Below are 22,604 nucleotides of genomic sequence, written 5' to 3' on the forward strand. Positions count from 1 at the left end.
CACCAGAATCCCCGTATATGCAAGAAAGAGCAGCCACTCCTCTGGGCATGTTTCGGAGTATGCGCACCGGTTCAGCCCGACACCTACTCAGGCATCGGAATTCATCAGTTTTGGGGTGCCCGGTCTAGTCAGCGACCGGGAACCACCAAGCTCAGCTGGCCTTCTTGTCCGCAGCTTTCTTGGTCGCGCTCTTCTTTGCCGCGCTTTTCTTGGTCGTCTTCGACTTGCGGGCCGACGATTTCTTTGCGGGCGATTTAGTGGATTTCTCCGCCTTTTCTGAATCGTCGGATTCGACCTTTTCGCCCCGGGCGGACTTGGCGGCGTCGACGCTGCGCTGCAACGCGGCGAGCAGGTCCACGACCTCGCCGGAGGACTTCTTCGCCTCGGGGGTGCGCTTGACCTCGCCGCCCTCGACCTTGGCCTTCACCAGCTCCTCGACGGCCTCGCGGTAGTCGTCCTCGTACTCGTCGGCGTCGAAGTCGCCGGCGAGGGTGTCCACGAGCATGGTCGCCATCTTGACTTCGGCCGGCTTGGCCTCACTCGTGTCGACCGACCCGAAGTCGGGCTTGCGGATCTCGTCCGGCCACATCATCGTCTGCATCACGATCACGTCGTCGCGCACGCGCAGCACGGCGAGCGACATCCGGTTGCGCAGCGAGACCGTGACGAGCGCCATCCGGTCGGCGGCCTCCAGGGCCTCGCGGAGCAGTGCGTAGGGCTTGGCCCCGGTCTTCTCGGGCTCGAGGTAGTAGCTCTTCTCGAACAGCATCGGGTCGATCTGCTCGCTCGGCACGAACTTCTCGACGCTGATCTCGCGACTGCTCTCGGAGGGCAGGCTGGACATGTCCTCGTCGGTGAGGATGACCATCTCGCCGTCCTCGGTCTCGTAGCCCTTGGCGATGTCGGCGTACTCCACCTCTTCGCCGTCGATGCTGCAGACCCGCTGGTACTTGATCCGGCCACCGTCCTTGGCGTGGACCTGCCGGAAGGAGATGTCCTTGCTCTCCGTCGCGGAGTACAGCTTCACCGGGACGCTGACCAGGCCGAAGGAGACGGCACCTTTCCAGATTGCGCGCATGTGATCAAGGATGCCTGTTGTCACAAGTGATGCGCCAGCCGCCATGCCTCGAACGCCTCAGCACTGGTGTACGACGGCACGTAGCCGAAGACCTCCTTGAGCCGGGTGTTGTCGAGCACGGGGCGGAACTGCAGGAACTTCGTCTGCTCGGGTCCGTACGCCGTGAGGCCGAGCAGCTTGCCGACCGCGAGGCCACGGCGCAGCACTTCAGCAGCCGGGGTCGCTGGAAGAGCGCCGTGATCTGGTTGTCGACCCGTTCCCCGAGGATCGTGCCGATGCGCAGGACCACCTGCTCGAGGTCGGGACGCGACTCCCGCAGGTCGGCCAGCATCTCCTCGATGAGGCGCTTGTGGTCGGCGTACGCGAACTCCTCGTTGCCGCGCACGGGCTGGTCCTCGGTGATCCACTGCGGGTTGTCGCGGTGGTAGCCGTAGGCCGCTCCGCTGGAGGAGACCACGATCCGGCGTACCCCGTGGATGAGGCAGGCGTCGAGGACATAGCTCGTCCCGTCGACGTCGACCGCGCGCTCGAGGGCACGGTTGGAGTCCTTGCCGGGCGTCACGATCGAGGCGAGGTGGACCACGACCTCGGGACGCCATTCGTGCACCACCTCGTTGACGCGGCCCGGGTCGCGGACGTCCATCAGCACGTGGTGGGCGGCCACGGCGGCGTGGGCCTCCGGCGCTCGCAGGTCGGCGCTGATGACCTCGTGGCCGGCCTCGACCAGACCCGCGACGACGGAGGTGCCGAGGAAGCCGCTCCCGCCGGTGACCAGGACTCTCATGCGGCAACCGGCTCCCTCTGCGTCGTACGACGCCACACGGTCGCGACGACCAGTCCGGCGATGATGTCGTAGATGCCCCACCAGGCGGCCACCAGCGCCATCCCACCGAGGCCGTCGAAGTAGGTGAACACCAGCAGCAGCCCCAGCCCCGCGTTGCGGACGCCGACCTCGAAGGTCATCGCCTTCACGCTCGCCGGTGGCAACCGGGTGGCCCGCCCGATGGAGTACCCGAGCAGCAGGGCCAGGGCGTCGTGCAGGAACACCGCGACGACGACGATGCCGATGTAGTGCACGAAGACGTCCCAGTTCTTCGCCAGCCCGAGCACGATGACCAGAGTCAGCCCGACGAAGGCGACCGGCCCGACGACCCGGTGCGCCGCGGCCGCGAGCCGTGGCGCGAACCGCCTGATCGTCAGGCCCGCGGCGAACGGCACCCCGATCACCAACAGGACCTCGACCAGCATCTCGGAGGGCTTCAGGTCGATGGACTCGAGCAGCTTGCTGCCGGTGGGGCTGAGGCCGCCCCAGAACGCCATGTTGATCGGCATCAGCACGATCGTGAGCAAGTTGGAGACGGCGGTCATCGACACCGAGAGGGCCACGTCGCCACCCGCGCGGTGGGTGAGGATGTTGGACACGTTCCCCGGCGGGCAGCAGGCCACCAGGATCATCCCGAGCGCCACCGAGCCGCGCACGTCGAGCAGCAGCGTCAGCAGGAGCGTGATCGCGGGCAGCAGCACGAACTGCGCCGCCACTCCGATGGCGATCGTGACCGGCCGTCGGGCGGCCCGCTTGAAGTCCTCGAGATCGGTGTCGAGCGCGATCCCGAACAGGATCAGGCCGATGACGATCCTCAACGTGGTCAGGGAGGACTCGCTGAAGACGATCTTGATGTCGTCCACGTCGGCGGCCAGGGGGATGAGCAGCGCCGTCACGGCTGCACCCCCAGGGCCTCGATCTCGGTGCGTACGGCGCTCCGGTAGGCGTCCTTGTTCACGTAGTAGGCCATCCGCTCGAGGCCGAGGTAGTGGTAGCCGCCCGACAGGTCCGGAGGGGGACCGTGCAGGTGCTCGTCGAACGCCGCGGCCTGTGCCGGTGCGACCTCACGAGCCTTGATCACGCTGGCCACCAGCTCCGCCTGCTCGTAGCGGCCCTGCCAGCCGATGCCGGACGCCTCGATCATGCCGAGCACGAAGAGGTTCGGGTCACGACGGCTGAACACGTTGAGGTAGAGGTCGGGTGCCATCCCGGTCCAGTCGAGCAGCGCTGGCTCGACGAACGGGTAGTGGAGCCGGTAGCCGGTCGCGAGCACGACCAGGTCGTAGTCGCTGCGGCTCCCGTCGACGAAACACACGCCGGTGCCGTCGAAGCGGTCGACGTCCTTGCGCACGTGGATGTCGCCGTGGCCGAGGTGGTGCAGGACCAGCGAGTTCACGATGGGATGCGACTCGTAGATCCTGTGGTCGGGCTCCGGGAAGCCGAACCGCGTCGGGTCGCCGGTGAACATCCGCAGCACCCGGCTGTCGACCGCCTGCTTGATCCGCGGCGGCAGCGGCCTGCCCTGGTTGAGGGTGTCGGCCGGCTTGCCGAAGAGGTACTTCGGCACGAAGTGGTAGCCGCGGCGGACGCTCAGGTCCACCGAAGCCGCGTGGTGCACGGCGTCGACGGCGATGTCGCAGCCGGAGTTGCCGGCGCCGATCACCAGCACCCGCTTGCCTGCGAAGACGGTCGCGCTCTTGTACTCGCTCGTGTGCCGGCACCGTGCCGTCGAAGTGACCGGGGAACGTCGGCACGTTCGGCTCGCTCAGGGTGCCGTTGGCGATGAGGACGCCGGCGTGCCGGGTCGTCTCGCCGTTGGCGGTCACCTGCCAGGCCCCGTCGACCGGCTCGATCCGGGTGACCTCGGTGCCGAAGCTGTACCCGTCGCGCAGCCCGAAGTGGTCGGCGAAGTCGGTGAAGTAGGCGAGCAGCTCCCGATGGCTCGGGTAGTCGGCCACGTCGCCCCCCATCGGGAACTCGGTGAACTGGGTCGTCGTACGAGAGGAGATCAGGTGTGCCGACTCGTACACCGCGCTGCGCGGACCCCCGATGTTCCACAGCCCGCCGACGTCGTCGCCCAGCTCGAAACCGGTCCACGGGATCCCGAACCGTTGCAGGTTGCGCGCCCCGGCCAACCCGGAGGGCCCAGCCCCGATGACGGCGTACGGCCCGGCGGTTGCGTCCACCCGCCGAAGTCTGCCGTATCCGTTTTCCGGGGTGTGCTCCTGCCAAGATGTCCCCGTGCTGCCGATGCTCGCGACCAAGGGGGACCACGTGCCCACCGGGGCGGAGTGGACCCACGAGGTGAAGTGGGACGGCATGCGCGTGCTGGTCGACCGTGCGACGAACGGGCTGCGGATCTGGTCGCGCAACGAGAACGACGTGACCGTCTCCTTCCCCGAGCTGCACGCCCTCGCAACCGTCGGGGACGACTTCCTGCTCGACGGAGAGGTGGTCGCCCTCGGGGAGGGGATCCCGACCTTCGGCGCGCTGCAGGACCGCATGCACGTGCGCGACGCGGGCCGCGCGCTGCGGCTGGCCGAGCGCAACCCGGTCACCCTGATCGCCTTCGACCTGCTCCGGCTCGACGGGGAGGACCTGTGCGAGCGACCGCTCTCGGAGCGTCGCGAGCTGCTGCTCGGCCTCGGCCTCGACACGGTGCCTGATCGGATGGGCGCCTGGCAGGTCCCTCCGACGTACGACGACGGGCAGATGCTGCTCGACGCTGCGGAACAGCAGGGCCTCGAGGGGATCGTCAGCAAGCGACTGTCCTCCCGCTACCGGCCCGGCGTGCGCAGCCGCGAGTGGCTGAAGTTCCCGATCCGCCCGACGGGGTCCTTCGTCGTCGGCGGCTACCGACACGAGGTGGGCTCCGACCAGCGGCTGGGAGCCGTCCTGGTCGGGCAGCCGACGGCCACCGGACTGTCCTTCCGCGGCCGTGTCGGCAGCGGCATCGCGGGGAAGGCCGGCCGGATGCTGGCCGAGCTGCTCCTCCCGCACGTCGTGGAGCGTTCGCCGTTCGACGCCGAGCTGCCCCGGCTCGACCGTGACGGCACGGTCTGGGTCGATCCGCTGCTCGTCGTCGACGTCCAGTACCTGCGGCTCACGACCGACGGACGCCTGCGCCAACCGGCGTACCGTGGCGTCCGCACGGACCTCAGCCCCTCGGACCTGGAGTGACCTGACGTGACCCGCATCCTCGCGCTGGCCCTCTGCCTGCTGCTCGCCCTGACGCTGGGTCCTGCACCCAGCGCGTCGGCGGCGACCGTGCAGCTCGACGGCGTCACCGTGGCGCTGCAACCCGGCACCTCCCAGGTGATCACGGTCAACCGCACCCGGTCGTGGCACGCGCGGGTGACGTTCTGGCGCAAGACCTCGGCGGGCTGGCAGGCGGTGCTGCGGTCAAGCAACGGGCGGATCGGCTTCGGCGGGCTGGTGGTCGGCACGAAGCGCCAGCAGGGCACCGGCACCACCCCGCTCGGCAGCTACCGGCTGCTCGGTTCCTTCGGCACCCACCCGCGCGCCTCGGGCTGGGACCTGGCCTACCGGAAGATCCGTCCCGGGGACTACTGGGTCGAGGACAACCAGTCGGCGTACTACAACCGCTACCGCAACAAGTCCCAGGGCGGCTTCCGCTGGTGGCTGAAGTCAGGCGAGAACACCTCCGAGCGGTTGGCGGACTTCCCGACCCAGTACGAGTACGCCGTGAACACCGCCTTCAACCGCGAGCAGGTCCGCCACCGCGGCGCCGGCATCTTCCTGCACGTCAACGGGCGCGGTGCCACCGCAGGGTGCGTCTCGGCACCGCGGGCGTTCCTGCGCTCGGCGATGGTCCGCCTCGACCCGGCGCGGGTGCCGGTGATCGCGATCGGCCGCTGAGAGGTGCCGAAGGAGTCGCGCACGGAGACACCGGTCGAGGTCGACGGCCGGCACCTCACGCTGGTCAACCTCGAGAAGGTCATGTACCCGCGCACCGGCACGACCAAGGGCGAGGTGCTCAACTACTACGCGCGCGTCGCTCAAGTGATGCTCCCGCACCTCGCCGACCGGGCGGTGACCCGGATCCGGTGGCCCAACGGCACCAGCGAGCAGTCCTTCTTCGAGAAGAACGTGCCGGGCGGCACCCCGTCGTGGGTGCGCACCGTGACCGTGCCGACGACGGGATCACGCACCCAGTCGGGCGAGGAGGGCGAGCTCACCTTCCCGGTGGTCGACTCCCTCGCCTCGCTGACCTGGCTGGTCAACCTCGCCTCCCTCGAGCTGCACGTGCACCAGTGGACGGTCAGCCGGGCCGGCAAGCCGCGCAACCCCAACCGGCTGGTGATCGACCTCGACCCCGGTGAACCGGCCGGGCTGGGGGAGTGCGCCCAGGTGGCGCTCCTGGTCAAGGACCGGCTGGAGCAGGACGGGCTCGAGTGCGTCCCGGTGACCAGCGGCTCCAAGGGGCTGCACCTGTACGCCGGACTCGACCGCAAGCGCACCTACGAAGAGGTGCGCGACTACGCCAAGGGGATCGCCGAGGAGCTCCAGACCGAGCATCCCAAGCTGGTGCTCTCGCAGATGACCAAGTCGCGGCGCAGCGGCAAGGTGTTCCTCGACTGGTCGCAGAACACCGGCGCGAAGACCACGATCTCGCCGTACTCCCTGCGCGGACGGGAGCTGCCGATGGTCGCCGCACCTCGGACCTGGGCCGAGGTCGAGGCCGGCGCCGACGACCCGCTCGCCCTGGAGCACCTCCGCTTCGAGGAGGTCCTCGAGCGCGTGGAGGACGACGGCGACCTGTTCACCATCGACGGGTGACGCGCTTTCATCAATTCTGACGATGCCGCCCCGGTCGCTCCTCGGAGAAGGTGTGCCTCGCAGCACTCGGCACTCGGCCGAGCGCGCCTTTTCAGGGGGAGCAATCCATGAACAAGTCCAAGACCGCTCGCGTAGCGGCCTTCATCGGCGCGCTGGGCGCGTCGGCGGCGCTGATCGGCGCTGCGGTGTCCGGTACCGGTGCCTACTTCCAGGGCACCACCGACCAGGCCCACATCACCGGCACCATGGGCACGATCAAGATCGAGGGCGTCGGCGGCCTCGACGTCGTGTTCCAGAAGATGCTGCCGGGCGAGGCTCAGAGCAAGACCGTCGAGTACCGCAGCACTGGTGCGAACAACGAGGACGTCTGGCTGGTCTTCACCAACCCGTCGCAGCTCGGTTCCCACGACGCCCAGACCGGGCTCAACTCGCTCGGCACCTACGGCGAGGTCCACATCGCCAGCAACGGCGTGGAGAAGTTCGGCTCGGCCAACCTCAACGACAACGCGAGCAGCTGCCCGCCCGGAGCCGGCAACCCCGCCTGCAACCCGCTGCCCGAGAAGATCAAGCTCGCCGACAACGTGCAGCCTGACCAGCACGGCGTCTTCTCCTTCTCGTTCAAGCCGTCGGAGAAGTTCAAGAGCAACCAGGGTCTTCCGGTCCTCGGCCTGGACTACAAGCTCGTCGCGACCCAGCACGGCATCGACCCGTCCTGATGTCGAGCGCGGTGTGGGGGGCTCGGGCCCCTCACTCCCGCAGGACTCCCTGGCTGAAGGGAGTGGCCTGGGGAGTCGTAGTCGTCGTGCTCGGCACGATCATCGCCACTGGTGCGGTGGCGTGGCACGAGGGCTACCGCGTCTACGCGGTGAAGACGGGGTCGATGACCCCGGGGCTGCCCGTCGGCAGCCTGCTCATCGATGAACCTCCGTCGCCGCCCTACCACCGCGGCGACGTGGTCACAATCGAGCGTCCGCAGGACGCGACCAACCCGCGTGTGACCCACCGGGTGTTCTCGGTCGGTCTGCACGGCGGGATCCGCACCAAGGGTGACGCCAACTCCGAGCCCGACGTGTTCGTGGCCAAGCCGAGCAACGTCATCGGCGAGGTGGTCGGGCACATCAACAACGGTGGCTACGTGCTCGTCTACTTCTCGCAGTGGACCGGCGTGCTCAGCCTGATGATGATCGTGCTGATGGTCTGGCTCGCCTGGGGCATGTGCTTCCCGGCTGCCGAGTCCGCCGATGCGTCGGAGAGCAGTCCCCGCGCCTCGCGTCTCCGGGTGCCTCGGCAGCGTCAGCCGGCGCCCACCGCGGCGGACGTAGTCGTCCCCGACACGCAGCCGGACCGTGCTCCGGTGGCGCCGGACGGCACCCCGGTCGAAGGAAAGCGGATACCGACACCGCGGGGTCCCTCGGCCTAGACACAGGTCCGGACACAGAGCGTCCGCCGCTCCCGAGACACGGCGGACGATGGTGAACCCCCCGGACGTTCACCATGGAGAAGGTTGCCCGGCCCGGCGCCGGGTAAACGTCTCGTCCGGGTTGCGGACACCACTCGCGGGAAGCGTTGCCGATCGCGGGTTCGCTCGTTGAGGTGCGCAGAGCCACCGTGGAGTCGTGGCTCGGCGAGGAGCCCACCCATGACCGCAATGACCCGACGCACCCTGATCGGCGGCGCTGCTGCCGTCGGGGTCGGCGCCCTCACCGTGGGCGTCCTCGACGGAGCCGCTGAGGCAGCCACCACCAGTGGCGCGCTGCCCGCGAACGTCGACGTCGTCGTGGTGGGCGGCGGCATCTCCGGCCTGGTGGCCGCCCGGCAGGTGGCCCGCACCGGCCGTTCGGTGCTCGTGGTCGAGGCCCGCGACCGCGTCGGCGGCCGGGTGCTCAACCACCGCCTCGGGACCGGCGACACGATCGAGTCCGGCGGCGCCTTCGTCGGGCCGACCCAGGACCACATCATCGCGCTGGCCAACGAGCTGAAGGTGCCGATGTTCGAGGAGTACGTCGACGGCAAGTCGGTCTACAACTCCTCGGGACTGCTCGGTCGGCAGGAGTACGACGGCACCGTCCCGCCCGACCCGCTGATCCTTCCTGACGCCGCCGTCCTGCAGTACCAGCTCGACCAGTGGGCCTCCGAGATCGACGTGGACGCTCCCTGGGCCCATCCGCGCGCCAAGGAGTGGGACTCCCAGACGTTGGGCGACTACATCCGCAAGAACACCGTCAACCCCAGCGGCATCGGCAACCTCATCAACTGCTGGACCCAGCCCGGATTCGGGGCCGACCCCGACCAGCTCTCACTGCTGTTCGTCATCCACTACGTCGCGTGCTCGGGCAACGAGACCAACAAGGGCACCTTCGAGCGCAACTCCAACACCGCCGACGGCGCCCAGGAGCGACGCTTCATCGGTGGCTCGCAGCTGATCCCGCTGCGGCTGGCGAGCCAGCTCGGCTCCCGGGTCGCGCTGAACGCTCCGGTCACCCGGATCGACCAGAACAGCACGCACGCCGTCGTACGCACCAGTCGCGGAGCCGTCACCTGCAAGCGCGTCATCATGGCCGTGCCGCCCGAGCTGTCCCGCGCCATCCAGTGGGGTCCCGACCTGCCGGCAGCGCACCGGGCGCTGCTCAACCACATGAACATGGGCGATCTGATGAAGTGCGACGCGGTGTACGACGAGCCGTTCTGGCGTGCCGACGGGCTCAACGGCTTCGGCCTGAGCGACCACGGCGCGGTGCGGGCCGCCTTCGACAACTCCCCGGCCGACGCCAAGCCGGGCGTGCTGCTCGCGTTCGTGGGCGGCTCGACCTGGAAGCAGTACGGCCTGACCACGCTGGCGGCTCGTCGCTCGGCTGTGCTCCAGGGCTTCGCGGAGATGTTCGGCGAGAAGGCCCTGCACCCGATCGAGTACGTCGAGCACGACTGGACCAAGGAGCGGTGGACCAAGGGAGCCCCGGTCGCGATCATGGCACCCGGCACCCTGACCACCTGGGGCCGGGAGCTGCGCAAGCCCCACCTGCGCACCCACTGGGCCGGCACCGAGACCTCGACCTACTGGACCGGCTACATGGACGGTGCCGTCCGCGCCGGCCAACGCGCCGCCCGCGAGGTCATCGCGCTCACCTGACCGAGCCGATCGGTCAGTGCAGCAGCGACTTGCCGATCACGATGAGGACGCCGAAGCAGGCTGCTCCGGCCACCTCGCCGGCCATGGCCCGTCCCCGGAGGCCGGCCCGGTGGGCGCCGAGGTAGCCGAAGACCATCAGCAGCACGACCGAGGAGTACACCGCGACGGCGGCTGCGTCCGAAACGTCCCTGCCGAGGACGTAGGCGACGAGGTAGATCACCAGCGCCGGGACCCCGCCCTTGAGCACGCCGGTCTCGTGACGTGAGGCCACCAGGAGCCGGGGCAGGAAGGCCCGGGTGTCTCCCTCGAACTGGGTTGACAGGGTGGCGATGTAGACGTGGGCCATCCAGTAGACGATCAGGAACACCGCCGTGGTCAGGACGACCCGCTTGGAGTCGTCGTCGTGGGCGCTGACCGCGGCCAGCACAGCGGCGGTGACGATGGCGCCGTAGAGCAAGCCGCTCGGGTCGGCGCCGGCCACCCAGTGGGCTGCCCGGGTCCGGATCGTCGAGGTGGGCACGAGGTCAGCGTAGGGGTCGAGAAACCCTGACGTCCGCCGCGTTTGCCGGGTTTCCTCACCAAATCGTCGTCTACCGGGCTCCTCCACCAGCGAGCAGGATGAGACGCGTGGGATGTCGCGGGCGTGACGGGAGGCTGGGATGACGCGGACGCGGGTGGATGTCTGGACGGCGACCGACGCAGAGGGTGACTGGCCGGAGGTGCTCTCGGCGTACGAGCGGGCGATCGGCACCATGCGTGGCCTCGATCCTCCGGACGGGCCGCCGACCGATCCCGTGGGCTGGCAGTTCCAGGCGGCCATCCACGGCCGCGAGGACGGCAACGGCAGTGCGGACACCAGCAACCCGTTCTGGTGCAACTGCCAGCACGGCAGCTGGTTCTTCCTGCCGTGGCACCGGATGTACCTCGCGGCCTTCGAACGGGTCATCCAGTTCCACCTCGAGGACGACGAGTGGTCGCTGCCGTACTGGTACGCCATCGACCCCGACGACGTCCGCAAGGCGGTGCTGCCGCCCGCCTTCCTCGACCGGACGCTGGACGACAACAACCTGCAGACCGAGATGCGGTCGCAGCACGCCAAGGCGGGCCGGCCGTTCTCCGGCGACATCGACCCCGACGCGCTGGGGCGGGCATTGGAGCAGTCGTTGCTGGCGCAGCGCTACACGACGGCGAGCGGATCGTCGACGTTCGGCGGCGGCGAGCGAGCCGACCTGAGCTTCGACGGTGGCGAGCGCGGGCTGCTCGAGAACGTCCCGCACGGTCTGGTGCACTCGCTGGTGGGCAACGACTACGACGCCAACGGACATCCGGTCTTCGAGGGATGGATGGGATCGTTCTACACCGCCGGCCTCGACCCGATCTTCTGGTGCCACCACTCCAACATCGACCGACTCTGGGACGTCTGGCTGCGCGAGGACGACAGCCACACCAACCCGACCGACGACCAGGCTTTCCTCGACACCACGTTCACCTTCCCCGCCCCTGAGGGCGCCACCGTCACCTGGTCGGTCGCCGAGGTGCTCGACACCGAGTCGGGACTCGGGTACGTCTACGAGAGCTACGACCCGCCGTCGGCGATCGCTCCACCCGGCGGCGTGCCGGCCGAACGGGAACGTGTCCTGGCCGCAGGCTCGGGCAGGGAGGAAGCCATGCCACCTCAGGTCCTCGGCGCCGCCGACGACGTGTCGCTGACCAGCAACGCTGCGGTCGAGGTCCCGATGGGGCGGGGCGCGGTGGAGCGTGACCTGACCGCCGGCCCCGAACGCGTGCACCTGCGCATCGAGGGCGTGACCGGGACGCGGGCAGCGCCGCTCTACGGCGTCTACCTGAACGTGCCCGCGGGGGCCGACCCGCACGACTTCCCCGCCCTGCGCGCCGGCTCGTTCGCCACCTTCGGTCTCGCGGAGACCTCCCGCACCGACGACCAGCACGATGCCGAGGGGCTGACCGCGGTCTTCGACATCACCGATCTCCGCGACCGGCTCACCGAGGCCGGACGGTGGGACGACACCCGGGTCGAGGTGCGCTTCAGCACCGAGGTCCCGGGCTCGCCCACTGACGACGCCGGGACACCGGCCGGCCCCGAGCCTGACCTGCGTGCCCGTCGCGTCGCGCTGATGGTCGAGTGAGATGACGACCCTGGCGGGCGAGCGCCCGCGCCTCGCACGCCGTTCCGTTCGTCGTCACCTCGCCTGGCACCCCGAGTGGTGGCTGTACGCCGTCGCGGCCGCCGCCTGGGTGGCGTTGCTGGCGATGAGCCTCGCGATGTCGATGCCGATGGTCGCGCACACGCTCTCGTGGACGGAGCGCTGGTCCCACTGGCTGCTGATGGTGGGCGCGATGATGCTGCCGGTGGCCGCTCGGCAGGTCCGGGCCGTAGCCCAGCGCAGCCTCTGGTCACGCCGCCAGCGCTCGGCGGGGTGGTTCGTCGTGGGGTACGTCGCGCTGTGGGCCGCGGTCGGCGCCGGGCTCGTCACCATCGTCATCGGCGCCGGCCTGGATGACGGCGCGAGCGACCTGCTGGTCGTGTCGCTGCTCCTGGCGGCAGCCTGGCAGACCTCTGCTCCGCGACGACGGCTGGTACGCCGGTGCGAGGCGCTCAAGCTCGGTGCTCCCTCCGGCCTGGCCGGCGATCTCGACTGTGCTCGCCTCGGGGTGCGATCGGGCGTGCGCTGCCTGCAGGAGTGCTGGCCGGCGATGATCGCGATGGCCCTGAGCCAGAGCCTGGTCCTGATGGTGGGCCTGACCGTCGTACTCCTGACCGAGCGGACGCGCGGCGCCAACCCACAGCGTCGCGGCGGCCGGCCGCTCGAAGCCTGGGTGCTGGCAGGGTTCGCCGCCGCCGCCCTCGTGGTCGCTCTCACCTGATCTGGGGGATTTACGGCCGGGTGGCCCCTGCCTAGCGTCGAGGAACCGCTCGGTAAGGAGCACGACATGAGCGAAACCGCTGCTGCCACCCACGGCGTGCACTCCGAGGTGGGCCGCCTCCGCAAGGTCGTGGTCTGCGCGCCGGGCCTGGCCCACAGCCGGCTGACCCCGACCAACTGCGACGACCTGCTCTTCGACGACGTGATGTGGGTGCAGAACGCCCAGCGCGACCACTTCGACTTCATGTCGAAGATGCGCGAGCGGGGCGTGGAGGTGCTCGAGCTGCACAACCTGCTGGCCGAGACCGTCGAGCTCCCCGAGGCCAAGGCGTGGTTGCTGGACCGCAAGATCATCGCCAACGAGGTCGGGCTCGGCCTCGTCAAGGAGACCCGGGCGTACCTGGAGTCCCTCGACTCGCGTGAGCTGGCCCGCTACCTGATCGGCGGCTTGTCGGCCCACGACCTGCCCGAGGAGTACCGCACCAGCTACCTCAGCCTCACCCGCCTCGACGCCGGCGTCCGTGACTACCTGATGCCGCCCCTGCCGAACACGCTCTACACCCGCGACACCACCTGCTGGCTGTACGGCGGGGTCACCTTCAACCCGCTCTACTGGCCGGCCCGGCAGGACGAGACCCTGCTCTACAAGGCGATCTACACCTTCCACCCGGAGTTCGTCGGCTCGACCGTGTGGTGGGGCGATCCGGAGAAGGACTGGGGCCTGGCCACCTTCGAGGGCGGGGACGTGATGCCGGTCGGCAACGGGGTCGTCCTCATCGGGATGAGCGAGCGCACCTCACGACAGGCGATCAGCCAGGTCGCCGCCGCGCTCTTCGCGCAGGGTGCGGCCGAGCGGGTGATCGCGGCCGGGATGCCCAAGCTGCGCGCGGCGATGCACCTCGACACGGTGTTCACCTTCGCCGACCGCGACGTGGCCACCGCTTACCGTGACATCGTCGACGGGATCCAGCCGTTCTCCATCCGACCCAGCGACCGCGACCCCGGCGTGGAGGTGGTGGAGGAGAAGGACTCCTTCGTCGACGTCGTCGCGGACGCGCTCGACCTCCCCGAGCTGCGGGTGATCGAGACCGGTGGCGACATCTACGCCAACGAGCGGCAGCAGTGGGACAGCGGCAACAACCTCGTGGCCCTCGAGCCGGGGGTGGTGGTGGCCTACGACCGCAACACCCACACCAACTCGTTGCTCCGCAAGGCGGGGGTCGAGGTGATCACCATCGTCGGTGCCGAGCTCGGGCGCGGGCGTGGCGGGGGGCACTGCATGACCTGTCCGATCGTCCGCGACCCCGTCCAGTTCTGAGGTCGCCGTGCTGGGGACCCGGACCTCGACCTTCGCAGCGACGCTGCTCCTGGTCGTCGGTGCCGCACTGTCAGGGTGTGGCAGCGACGTGCCCAGCCAGTCGGACGTGCGGGACAAACGCATCAACGCGCCCGTACGCCGCGACAGCGTCAGCACCCAGATCGGGAGCATCCGACTGCTCGCGATGCGCATCCAGCGCCCCGACGAGGCGCACGCTGCAGGTACCAACAGTGCGCTGTGGTTGACGATCGCGAACAGCGGCACCGCGGACACCCTTGTCGCGGTCTCGTCGGTCGACGCACGATCTGTGGTGCTGCGCGACGGTGCCGAGGCGCCGGAGAAGAGCATCGACGTCCACGTGGACGTGGGCGGCGTCGTACCCATGCAGCACGCCACGGGACCGCACCTCGAGCTGGTGGACCTCAAGCGCGACATCGGCAAGCGCTCGTTCGTGCCGGTGACCTTCCGCTTCCAGTACGCCGGCTCCGTGACCGTCCGGGTCTTCGTGTCCGGCGTCGACCACCCGGTGGTCGCGCCGTTGCCCGCGTCGGACAGCACGGGGTGACCGGTCCGGTCGAGACGAGGTCCCGGGCGCGACGCTGGCTGCGCCCGCTCGGTCTGCTGGCCCTCTCCCTCGCCTGCGCCTACATCATCGTGGGCCTCGTCGGGCGCATCGACTGGAGCGCCGTACGCGATGCCATCGGTGCGGTCTCGTTGTGGCAGTTCCCGATCCTGCTGGCCGTGCTCGCGGTGCGACAGGTGCTCAACGCGACTCCGCTGGCGCTGTTCATCGAAGGACTGGGCCTGCGTCGCGCGGTGCAGAACGACCAGGCCGCCACCCTCACCTCGACCATCGCGCCCCCGCCGGCCGACATGGTGCTGCGGCTGGCGATGTTCGACTCGTGGGGGATCCCCATCTCCAGCGGGCTGGCGGGCGCCCTGATGAACATCCTCACCTTCTACGCGACGCGTTTCACGGTGCCGGCCGTGGGAGTGGTGCTCGTGCTGGCCTCGAGCGCGCCGTACCACGCGCTCTACACCTGGACCGCCTGCGTGGGCGCCATCATCGCGATCACCCTGCTCGTCGTGCTCCGGGCCGTGGTGCTGCGGGAGCAGACCGCCATCTGGGTCGGGACCACCGGCGGGAGGTTGGTCCGTCGGCTGAAGCACTCGGTGGACCCGGAGGCATGGGCGGCCCAGGCCGTCGACTTCCGGTCCCACGTGCTGCACCGCACTCGCCGAGGACTTCCGCTCTCGTTGGTGCTGCTGGTCGTGATGGTCGTCGTGGACGGACTCTTGCTGGCGATCAGCCTGCGCTGCGTCGGCGTCGGGACCGACGAGCTGCCGACCCTCGCCGTCGTCGGCATCTTCCTGGTGGCCTACCCGCTCACCCTCTTCCCTCTGGCCGGCGTGGGGATCCTCGACGCCACGCTGTTGGCCGCCTTCGTGGAGATCGCGGGGTTGCCGCTGGAGCCCGACATCGTCGGTGGCCTGGTGGTCTACCGCGTGATCACCCTGGGCGTGCCGATGCTGTTCGGGCTGGTGTCGATCGCGCTGTGGCGTCGTACCGATGGAGAGAAGGCAACGTCCCATGTCCCCACATGATCTGCCCGTGCACGAGCCCACCCCCGAGTCGACGGCCCAGGTGTCGACCGGCACCATGCCCGGGCCGGAGACCGTGGTGGAGCTGATCACCCAGGCCCACCGGTCCTACGCGGACGTGACCGACGGCTCGGTGGCCGACTACATCCCGGCGCTCGCCGTCGCCTCGCCGGACCTCTTCGGCATCGCCGCGGTCGGGGTGAACGGGCGTACGGCCGGGGTGGGCGACAGCGAGCACGCCTTCACCATCCAGAGCGTGGCCAAGCCGTTCCAGTTCGCGCTGGTGTGCGAGGCGCTCGGCCACCGCGAGGTGCGCGAACGCATCGGGGTGAACGCCACTGGTCTGCCCTTCGACTCGGTGATGGCCGTCGAGATCGCCTCGGACGGCCTAACCAACCCGATGGTCAACGCCGGCGCGATCGCCACGACCAGCCTGGCCCCGGGGCGGACGGCCGAGCTGAAGTGGAGGTTCCTGCGCGACGGGCTGTCCCGCTTGGCCGGGCGGGAGCTGGAGGTCGACGAGGAGGCTCTCGCCTCCGAGCGGGCGACCAACGGGCGCAACGAGGCGATGGCCAGGCTGCTCGAGGGACACGGCCGGATGTACTTCGACCCCGACGAGACCACCGACGTCTACACCCGCCAGGGAGCGCTCCTGGTCACCGCCTCCACCCTCGCGCTGATGGGGGCCACCCTCGCCGACGGGGGAGTCAACCCGATCACGCAGCGACGGGTGGTCAGCGAGGACACGTGTCGTCGTACGTTGGCGCTGATGCTCACCGCGGGGCTCTACGAGCTGTCGGGCGACTGGCTCTACGAGGTCGGCCTGCCCGCCAAGAGCGGCGTCAGCGGCGGCATCATCACCGTCGCGCCGGGCAAGGGCGGGCTCGCCACCTTCGCCCCACCGCTGGACGCCGCCGGCAACAGCGTCCGCGGCCAGCTGGCCACCAAGATGCTCTCCCGTGGCCTCGGGCTCGACCTGCTGGCGTCGAGCCCCGTGGCCGAGTCCACCGATTGAGTACGACGTCTACTCGCGGCGCAGCTGCGCGCGCAGCAAGTCCAGCATCTCCGGGGTCCAGCCCTGTGGTTGCAGGATCGCGTTCCAGCCGTCGACGTGCTCGCCGCTGAAGTTGTGGCCGTGCCCCGGCGGGGTGGAGAAGCCGAGCGCCAGGTCGGCGGTGACCTGCCAGAACGTCACGACCGGGATCCACCGCATCGAGTCCGAGACGTCGGACCCGCGTGCCTCGGTGAGCCAGTCCGGCCGGTGCCACAGCAGGTCGGGGCTCCACCAGGTGATCGGGTCCGACGGCTGCTGGAGGTAGAGCACCCGGGTGCCGGTCCACGGCCGGTCCTCGGGCGGGATGTTGTCGCTCGCGCGGTTGGCGAACCGGATGATCCGGCCGTCGCGATAGACCGGCTCGATCTCCGGGCTGCCGGCGTCACGGGAGTCGACGAACTCGCGGTAGAGCGGGTTGAAGCTCGGTGGCCCCACGAACAGCACCCCGTCGGTGCGGTTGGCCAGGTCGGCCTCGCCGCTGAAGGCGTTCTCGCCTCCGAACGAGCCGAGGCTCTCGCCGAACACGTACAGCTTGGGTCGATGGTCGGCGGGCAGCCGCGACCAGTGGTCGTAGACCGCGTCGAACAGGTCGCGTCCCGCGACCCGGGCCGCCGTGTGGTCGACGAGGTAGGACATCCACGACGGGAGGTGGGAGTACTGCATCGCCACGATCGCTGAGTCGCCGTCGTTGAGGTACTCGAAGCTGCTGGACGCGCTCGGCTCGACCCAGCCCGTCCCGGTCGTGGTGGCGACCATCAGCGACCGGCGGTCGAACCCGCCGGCACGGTCGAGGTCCCTGACCGCGAGCCTGGCCTGGTCCTCGAGCGTGTCGGCCGAGGAGGTGCCGGTGAAGATCCGGATGGGTTCCTGCGCCGGGCGCCCGGTGACCTTCGTGATGTCCCCGGCGTCAGGTCCTTCGCCGACGAAGATCCGCCCCTGGCGACCGAGCGAGTCCCACGAGACCAGGGAGTCGGGACCGCCGGAGCGCAGGCTGGTGGTCGGCTTGCCGATGTCTCTCGGCGTGGTGAGGTCGCCCACCGCCAGGCTGGCATCGAGGGTGTTGATCGCCCACGTCCACAGCACCCCGGTCACACCGAGGAACAGCGCCCCGGCGAGTACGACGATCCCGGTGACGCGGGCTGCCCGGTGGCCCATGTGCCGGTCGAGGTAGCCCGCCAGCTTCCGGTACGCCGTCCGCAGGGCACGCGCGAGGGCGACGAGCCCCACGAACACCAGCACGCCGACGATCGGGACCAGGAGTGCGGCGGCGAGGCTCTCCGGGTCGGTGCCGATCAGGGCGGCGCTCTGGCGTTGCCAGTGCCGGCCGACCAGGATCGCGACGAGGAGGACGACGGGTGCGGTGATCGCGAACGCTCGCCGGGCTCGGTGGCTCGAGCGGCGGGCGTCGCGGTCGGCGTACTCCCGCCACACCCAGGCGCCGGCCACTCCGAGGGCGTAGCCCATCGCGGCGTCGACGCCTGCGACGAAGCCCTGGTAGGCGGCCGGACGGGGGAGGAGCGATGGTGTGAACGAGAGCGCCGCGAAGACGAGGGCCACCCACAGCCCGGGCAGGGTGTAGCGGCAACGGGTGCGGACCGAGGTGGCGAACCACCTTGCTAGTGAGCGGGTCGCTTCCAGAGGGCGAAGGCGTTGTCGGTCGCGTCCACGTACGGCGCCAGGCTCGGGCAGTGGCGCTTCAGCACCGAGCCCATCGTGTTCTCGTCGAGCCACGCCAAACCTTCCGCCGTGTAGACCTCTTCGGTGAAGCTGTCGGTGAAGAACCGGTCGCTGTTCAGGCGACGCGAGGCCATCAGGATGAAGATACGGAATGCGGTGTCGCTGAACGCGAAACCCTCCGGCCTGTCCTCGGCATACATCCCGGAGAGGAGGTCGACGCTGTCGAGGTCACCGTCGTACACCTCCTCGAGCTCCCTGGCCCATGCCTGGTTGGAGGTGAGGTCGGCGAAGGACTCGGGCACCGGCTTGTGCATCTGGCGGAGGAACGCGGTGTAGCGCGGGACGCCGAGCTCGCGGCATCGCAGGACGTCGAGCGACGCCATGTCCATCAGCTGGCCGTCGGGTCGGGTGAAGGTCTGGAGGTAGCGCGGGTAGTTGTGCAGGCAGACGACGCCCGGGTTCATGGTGCCGAAGGTGTAGAGCAGGTCTCCGAGCTGCTGTGCCCTGAGCACGTCGACGGCGGCCGGGCCGGTGAGCGTGTCGAACTCGCGTGCCCCCAGGGTCGCGCTGTCGTCGGCGGCGGCGCGGAAGTCGAAGCTGTCAGGGATCAGCGGATGCATCCGGTAGACCGCGACGAACTCCTCGGTCAGCGCGTAGGGGACGCCGTAGTGGTCGGTGTGGGTGCCGGGGATGCCGGTCACGATCTCGTCGTGGACGAAGCGGTCGAGGACGTGGCCGAGCTTCTGACCGGCCAGGCCGTACCAGTTCGCGTGCAGCCCCGCGGCCGCCGTCGGGTGGGCCGTCACGGCGGGGGTCCACTCGATGGTGTGGATCTTGGCGAGCAGGGCGCAGTTGATGACGCGCGCCCGCTGGAACAGCTTCTCGTCGTCCCAGGAAGGGTTGGCGCCCGCGAGCATCGTGGCGATGCTGTTGTGCTCGTGGACGAACAGCGTCTGCATCATCCCGAGGCCGAGCCAGAAACCGGGCAACAGCGTGGGGTTGCTCGCCGGGTCGTCCGGGATGGGTGGCAGCCCGTCGACCAGCTGCATGCGGCCGCCCTCGTGCTCGCGGAGGAAGTCCTGCTCCGCACCGCTGTTGCCGTAGATCTGGGACCCGTCCCACCAGTGCGTGTTCGTGTTGACGTACGTCGGGGGCAGGTCGCTGCTGGGCGGTGACGTCGGGTCGGGCGGCGTCCGGAAGACCTGCAGGGGCGGCTCGGGCCAGTCGTCGTCGGGGTCGAGCTCGAGGACCCACGGGTCGTCGGTGGGGCTGGTGCCGTGCCGGAACCAGTCGTGGATCATGAACTGCAGCCACGCGGCGATCAGCGCGTTGCCGGCGCTGGCCGGGATCAGCTCCTCGCGGGTCATCAACCGTCGGCTGATCGTGCGCGGATTGGGCTCCAGCATGCGGTCGGTGTCGGGCCAGCTGTGCTCGATCGGCACGTTGCGACCGAAGCGGGTGCCGGCCATGCCCATGGTCGGGTTGGCGAGGTCGTTCCAGCTGCCGTCGACGGTGCGCTGCTTCTCGAAGGCCGGGTCCCACTCGGGCGCCTCGACCGCGCCCACCGAGGGTTGGCGGGAGGTGTCGTGCAGGTTGTGCTCGCGCAGCACGTTGCGAATGCCGACCAGGTCGAAGAGTCCCATCAGCTTGGGCAGCTTGTCCCAGCCCAGCTTGTGGTCGACGCCGGTCGCGAGTGCGTCGTACGCCCGCCAGAGGACGTTGAGGTGGAACGGCCTGTCGGCGCTGCTCGGATGTGTGGGTCCGGGATCGGTCATCGCCACTCTCCTTGTCTCACACGAGTCAGGAGAGGCGAGCGGAAGGCACAGATACCCGGTGGCGGGTCTGCTTCCCGACGCGGCCCGAGCGACTCGGGACGAACGAATCTCAGTATGTGAGCGCGCGAGAGCCGGTGTAAACGGGTGGGGACCTTGGTCCATACCGCCGCCCCGTCGTACGCCCGGGTCGCCTAGCGTGCCAAGAATGAGCGACCACGCATCCCTCGGCACCGCGGCGGTCCGCACCCTCGCGGCGATCCGCATCGTCAACGGCACCCTCGGCCTGCTGGCCCCGCACGTCCTCGCGGCGCGCACCAGCACCGATCCCGACAGCACCGAGCCGTACTACGCCTTCCGGATGTTCGGCATCCGCACTGTCGTACTCGGCCTCGACCTGCTCACCCTCACCGGCCCGGCCCAGCAACGAGCCCGCACCCAGGCCGTGATCATCCACGCCTCCGACACCGCCGCCGCACTCCTCGGCGGCCTCCGCGGCGACGTACCCCCCAAGGTCGCCAGGACGACAGTCGCCATCTCAGCGGTGAACACCGCCCTGGCCGTCGTAGCCAAGCTCGCGCCGTAGCACTCGGCGCTGGTCGGTCGGTCTGAGTCAACGAGAGTCGTGGTTTCCGTGGGCGTGGGGTTGCGCTGGCGTCCCGGCGCCTTGGTTCGCCGTCCGGCCGCTGGGGTTGAGGTGTTGTGGTTGCGGCGGTCGGGTTCTGGGAGTGGGTCCATCGCGGCTTGCTTGGTGTTCGGTGGTTGAGGAGCGCCAGCGAGCGTCTCGAAACCACTGATGGAGGGGGCAGAGGAGTTCTCCACATCTTCGAATCTCTGATCGAAACTGTCGGTGCCGGCGTCTAGAGTTTTCGCCATGGACACCACCACCCTTACCGCTGCTGAGGTGATCGACGGTGTCCGCCAAGCCCGCGACGACGAGCACACAGCAGCCCTCCGACAAGTCGAGTTCGCCGTCCACTGGGCGCTGATACACCCCTGTCGTGATGAGTTCCCGGCCGGCTGGGAGGACGAGCACGGCATCTTCGCCACGACGCCGACCGCGCCGTTGGCTGGTGCTGGTGCGCCGCTGGTCGACGAGTTCGCGCCGGCATCCTTCGCGGCCGCCCTGGGTATCTCGCTGGAGGCGGCCAAGCAGCGGATGGCAGATGCCCTGGAGCTCACCTACCGACTCCCCCGCCTCCTCGACCTCGTCCAACGCGGGGTGGTGCCGGTGTGGCGAGCACGGGCGATCTCCCGGGAGACTCACGACCTCTCACCAGAGGCGGTCGCGTTCGCAGACCGGCTGATCAGCGCCACGCCCTCGAAGATCGGGCTGGTCGACGCCGCCCGGCTCGTCCAGGAGGCACGGCTGTACTTCGACCCCGACCGGGCGGTGGCCGACGAGGAAGAAGAGCTCGCCCGACGCGGAGTGTGGTTGCGCCATCGCGGCAACCCGGCCACCACCGACGTGGTGATGACCCTCGACACCCCCGACGCATTGTTGTTCGACCAGACCGTCGGACGCATCGCCGGCGAGCTCCGCGAACTCGGCGACACCGAACCGGTCGACGTCCGCCGAGCCCGCGCCGTGGGGATTCTCGCCGACCCCCAGTACGCCCTCGACCTCATGTCCGGCCGCGACGCAGCGCCGGGCCCGGGCAGCGTTCTCGGTGCGGTGAACCTCTATGTGCACCTCGACCCCGACCAACCCGGCGCGGTCAGCATCGAGAAGCTCGGGGCCGCCACCGACCAGCTCCTCACCGAATGGCTCACCAGGTATGCCGCAGCAGGCGGCAAGGTCATCGTCCGACCCGTCCTCGACCGAAGCTCGACCCAGGCGGTCGACCAGCACGACCCACCATCAGCGATGCGAGAGCTCTGCACCCTGCGTGACGCCTACTGCGTCTTCCCCGGCTGCATCCGCGACTCCAGGTCGTGCGACCTCGACCACATCACCGCCTACATCCCCATGTCCGACGGCGGCCCACCCGGTCAGACCAACCCGCTGAATCTTGCGCCGTTGTGCCGCACCCATCACCGGATGAAGACCTTCACCGCCTGGGACTACAAGCGTCGAGACGACGGCACCCACATCTGGACCAGCCCCACCGGCCACCAGTACGAAGTCCCGCGCATCAGCCGCCGCCCACCCCGAAGAACCAACTGATCCGTCACCCCGGCCAGCCCCAGCCGGGGTCACACCCATGCCGTCAGACGGAAATCCACCCCACCCCGGCAGCCGCAACCACAGGACCTGTTGCCGAGCGACGGCACGCCGACTGAGGGCGCCGGGACGCCACCGCAACCACCGCGGACGTCAACCACGTACCCCGTCAACCCGGAGCCCCGACCAGACCGAGCAGGCCCGGAAGCACCACCAACCGAGCTACGTCCAGGCAGGCGCCCACCCCCGCCGCCGCCACGACGCGAGAACAGAGTGGTTTCGAGACTCTCGCTCCTCAACCACC

At 69.5% G+C, this 22,604-nt stretch carries 20 protein-coding genes and 2 pseudogenes; 14 read left to right on the forward strand and 8 right to left on the reverse strand.

Features of this window, described 5'->3' with window-relative positions; all coding sequences use genetic code 11:
* Positions 1-151 precede the first annotated feature (151 nt).
* From H976_RS0113720 to H976_RS31140, 5 genes and pseudogenes are all read right to left on the reverse strand, one after another.
* Positions 152-1,078, reverse strand: a complete 927-nt coding sequence (locus H976_RS0113720) for a Ku protein (protein ID WP_027862013.1) — start codon at positions 1,076-1,078, stop codon at positions 152-154.
* Positions 1,079-1,082: 4 nt separating this feature from the next.
* On the reverse strand, positions 1,083-1,862 hold the full coding sequence (locus H976_RS26275) for an NAD-dependent epimerase/dehydratase family protein (protein ID WP_051276810.1): 780 nt from the start codon (positions 1,860-1,862) through the stop codon (positions 1,083-1,085).
* Positions 1,859-2,797: a bile acid:sodium symporter family protein gene (locus H976_RS0113730; protein ID WP_196804072.1), complete on the reverse strand. Its 939-nt coding sequence runs from the start codon at positions 2,795-2,797 to the stop codon at positions 1,859-1,861. Before H976_RS0113730 ends, H976_RS26275 begins: the two co-directional genes overlap by 4 nt.
* A pseudogene (locus H976_RS30915) lies at positions 2,794-3,612 on the reverse strand (hypothetical protein); the annotation flags it as partial. The gene H976_RS0113730 and the pseudogene H976_RS30915, both read right to left, overlap by 4 nt.
* 76 nt (positions 3,613-3,688) lie before the next feature.
* Positions 3,689-4,222, reverse strand: a pseudogene (locus H976_RS31140) (hypothetical protein); the annotation flags it as partial.
* Between H976_RS31140 and ligD (H976_RS0113740) the strand changes: the two are divergent.
* From ligD (H976_RS0113740) to H976_RS0113765, 6 genes are all read left to right on the forward strand, one after another.
* A complete protein-coding gene (gene ligD, locus H976_RS0113740; RefSeq protein ID WP_036226508.1) occupies positions 4,152-5,081 on the forward strand; it encodes a non-homologous end-joining DNA ligase in 930 nt (309 codons plus the stop codon). The pseudogene H976_RS31140 and the gene ligD (H976_RS0113740) sit on opposite strands and share 71 nt — an antisense overlap.
* 6 nt (positions 5,082-5,087) lie before the next feature.
* A complete protein-coding gene (locus H976_RS0113745) occupies positions 5,088-5,780 on the forward strand; it encodes a L,D-transpeptidase family protein (protein WP_027862016.1) in 693 nt (230 codons plus the stop codon).
* A gap of 3 nt (positions 5,781-5,783) precedes the next feature.
* Positions 5,784-6,701: a non-homologous end-joining DNA ligase gene (gene ligD / locus H976_RS0113750; protein ID WP_027862017.1), complete on the forward strand. Its 918-nt coding sequence runs from the start codon at positions 5,784-5,786 to the stop codon at positions 6,699-6,701.
* 107 nt (positions 6,702-6,808) lie between these two features.
* Positions 6,809-7,417 (forward strand): hypothetical protein, encoded by a 609-nt coding sequence (locus H976_RS0113755; protein WP_027862018.1) that lies wholly within the window; start codon positions 6,809-6,811, stop codon positions 7,415-7,417.
* A 62-nt stretch (positions 7,418-7,479) separates the two neighbouring features.
* Positions 7,480-8,121, forward strand: coding sequence for a signal peptidase I (locus H976_RS0113760; protein ID WP_027862019.1), 642 nt, complete (start codon positions 7,480-7,482; stop codon positions 8,119-8,121).
* A 219-nt stretch (positions 8,122-8,340) separates the two neighbouring features.
* Positions 8,341-9,828: an FAD-dependent oxidoreductase gene (locus H976_RS0113765; protein ID WP_027862020.1), complete on the forward strand. Its 1,488-nt coding sequence runs from the start codon at positions 8,341-8,343 to the stop codon at positions 9,826-9,828.
* A 13-nt stretch (positions 9,829-9,841) separates the two neighbouring features.
* Here the strand turns inward: H976_RS0113765 and H976_RS0113770 are convergent, their stop codons facing one another.
* Complete coding sequence (locus H976_RS0113770; protein WP_027862021.1) at positions 9,842-10,348, reverse strand: hypothetical protein; 507 nt, start codon at positions 10,346-10,348, stop codon at positions 9,842-9,844.
* A gap of 139 nt (positions 10,349-10,487) precedes the next feature.
* On the opposite strand from H976_RS0113770, the gene H976_RS0113775 reads away from it, so the two are divergent.
* The 6 genes from H976_RS0113775 to glsA all read left to right on the forward strand — a co-directional run bounded on the left by H976_RS0113775 (position 10,488) and on the right by glsA (position 16,648).
* On the forward strand, positions 10,488-11,975 hold the full coding sequence (locus tag H976_RS0113775) for a tyrosinase family protein (RefSeq protein WP_027862022.1): 1,488 nt from the start codon (positions 10,488-10,490) through the stop codon (positions 11,973-11,975).
* A 1-nt stretch (position 11,976) separates the two neighbouring features.
* Complete coding sequence (locus H976_RS0113780; protein WP_027862023.1) at positions 11,977-12,714, forward strand: DUF2182 domain-containing protein; 738 nt, start codon at positions 11,977-11,979, stop codon at positions 12,712-12,714.
* A gap of 66 nt (positions 12,715-12,780) precedes the next feature.
* The gene (gene arcA / locus H976_RS0113785) at positions 12,781-14,031 is read left to right on the forward strand and encodes an arginine deiminase (protein ID WP_027862024.1); all 1,251 of its coding nucleotides are present in this window, start codon (positions 12,781-12,783) and stop codon (positions 14,029-14,031) included.
* 7 nt (positions 14,032-14,038) lie between these two features.
* Positions 14,039-14,596 (forward strand): copper chaperone PCu(A)C, encoded by a 558-nt coding sequence (locus tag H976_RS0113790; RefSeq protein WP_027862025.1) that lies wholly within the window; start codon positions 14,039-14,041, stop codon positions 14,594-14,596.
* Positions 14,593-15,636, forward strand: coding sequence for a lysylphosphatidylglycerol synthase domain-containing protein (locus H976_RS0113795; protein ID WP_027862026.1), 1,044 nt, complete (start codon positions 14,593-14,595; stop codon positions 15,634-15,636). Before H976_RS0113790 ends, H976_RS0113795 begins: the two co-directional genes overlap by 4 nt.
* A 7-nt stretch (positions 15,637-15,643) precedes the next feature.
* A complete protein-coding gene (glsA, locus tag H976_RS0113800) occupies positions 15,644-16,648 on the forward strand; it encodes a glutaminase A (protein ID WP_027862027.1) in 1,005 nt (334 codons plus the stop codon).
* Positions 16,649-16,657: 9 nt separating this feature from the next.
* Here the strand turns inward: glsA and H976_RS26285 are convergent, their stop codons facing one another.
* Both H976_RS26285 and H976_RS0113810 read right to left on the reverse strand, forming a co-directional pair.
* Positions 16,658-18,244, reverse strand: coding sequence for an alpha/beta-hydrolase family protein (locus H976_RS26285; RefSeq protein WP_051276812.1), 1,587 nt, complete (start codon positions 18,242-18,244; stop codon positions 16,658-16,660).
* A gap of 59 nt (positions 18,245-18,303) precedes the next feature.
* Positions 18,304-20,139, reverse strand: a complete 1,836-nt coding sequence (locus H976_RS0113810) for a peroxidase family protein (RefSeq protein WP_027862028.1) — start codon at positions 20,137-20,139, stop codon at positions 18,304-18,306.
* 205 nt (positions 20,140-20,344) lie between these two features.
* Here H976_RS0113810 and H976_RS0113815 point away from each other — a divergent pair, with 205 nt between their 5' ends.
* The gene (locus tag H976_RS0113815; protein WP_036226367.1) at positions 20,345-20,722 is read left to right on the forward strand and encodes a hypothetical protein; all 378 of its coding nucleotides are present in this window, start codon (positions 20,345-20,347) and stop codon (positions 20,720-20,722) included.
* Between the two features lie 288 nt (positions 20,723-21,010).
* The gene (locus H976_RS0113820) at positions 21,011-22,303 is read left to right on the forward strand and encodes an HNH endonuclease signature motif containing protein (RefSeq protein WP_027862030.1); all 1,293 of its coding nucleotides are present in this window, start codon (positions 21,011-21,013) and stop codon (positions 22,301-22,303) included.
* The last annotated feature ends 301 nt before the right edge of the window (positions 22,304-22,604 follow it).

Origin of the sequence: Marmoricola sp. URHB0036, from assembly GCF_000426045.1 — a bacterium.
Classification (GTDB): domain Bacteria; phylum Actinomycetota; class Actinomycetes; order Propionibacteriales; family Nocardioidaceae; genus Marmoricola.

What these genes read in the sequence shown, in the direction of transcription:
- H976_RS0113720 (WP_027862013.1), bottom strand. Translation starts at nt 1,078, where the DNA reads ATGCGCGCAATCTGGAAAGGTGCCGTCTCCTTCGGCCTGGTCAGCGTC.
- H976_RS26275 (WP_051276810.1), bottom strand. Translation starts at nt 1,862, where the DNA reads ATGAGAGTCCTGGTCACCGGCGGGAGCGGCTTCCTCGGCACCTCCGTC.
- ligD (WP_036226508.1), top strand. Translation starts at nt 4,152, where the DNA reads ATGCTCGCGACCAAGGGGGACCACGTGCCCACCGGGGCGGAGTGGACC.
- H976_RS0113755 (WP_027862018.1), top strand. Translation starts at nt 6,809, where the DNA reads ATGAACAAGTCCAAGACCGCTCGCGTAGCGGCCTTCATCGGCGCGCTG.
- H976_RS0113765 (WP_027862020.1), top strand. Translation starts at nt 8,341, where the DNA reads ATGACCGCAATGACCCGACGCACCCTGATCGGCGGCGCTGCTGCCGTC.
- H976_RS0113775 (WP_027862022.1), top strand. Translation starts at nt 10,488, where the DNA reads ATGACGCGGACGCGGGTGGATGTCTGGACGGCGACCGACGCAGAGGGT.
- H976_RS0113780 (WP_027862023.1), top strand. Translation starts at nt 11,977, where the DNA reads ATGACGACCCTGGCGGGCGAGCGCCCGCGCCTCGCACGCCGTTCCGTT.
- arcA (WP_027862024.1), top strand. Translation starts at nt 12,781, where the DNA reads ATGAGCGAAACCGCTGCTGCCACCCACGGCGTGCACTCCGAGGTGGGC.
- H976_RS0113810 (WP_027862028.1), bottom strand. Translation starts at nt 20,139, where the DNA reads ATGACCGATCCCGGACCCACACATCCGAGCAGCGCCGACAGGCCGTTC.
- H976_RS0113815 (WP_036226367.1), top strand. Translation starts at nt 20,345, where the DNA reads ATGAGCGACCACGCATCCCTCGGCACCGCGGCGGTCCGCACCCTCGCG.
- H976_RS0113820 (WP_027862030.1), top strand. Translation starts at nt 21,011, where the DNA reads ATGGACACCACCACCCTTACCGCTGCTGAGGTGATCGACGGTGTCCGC.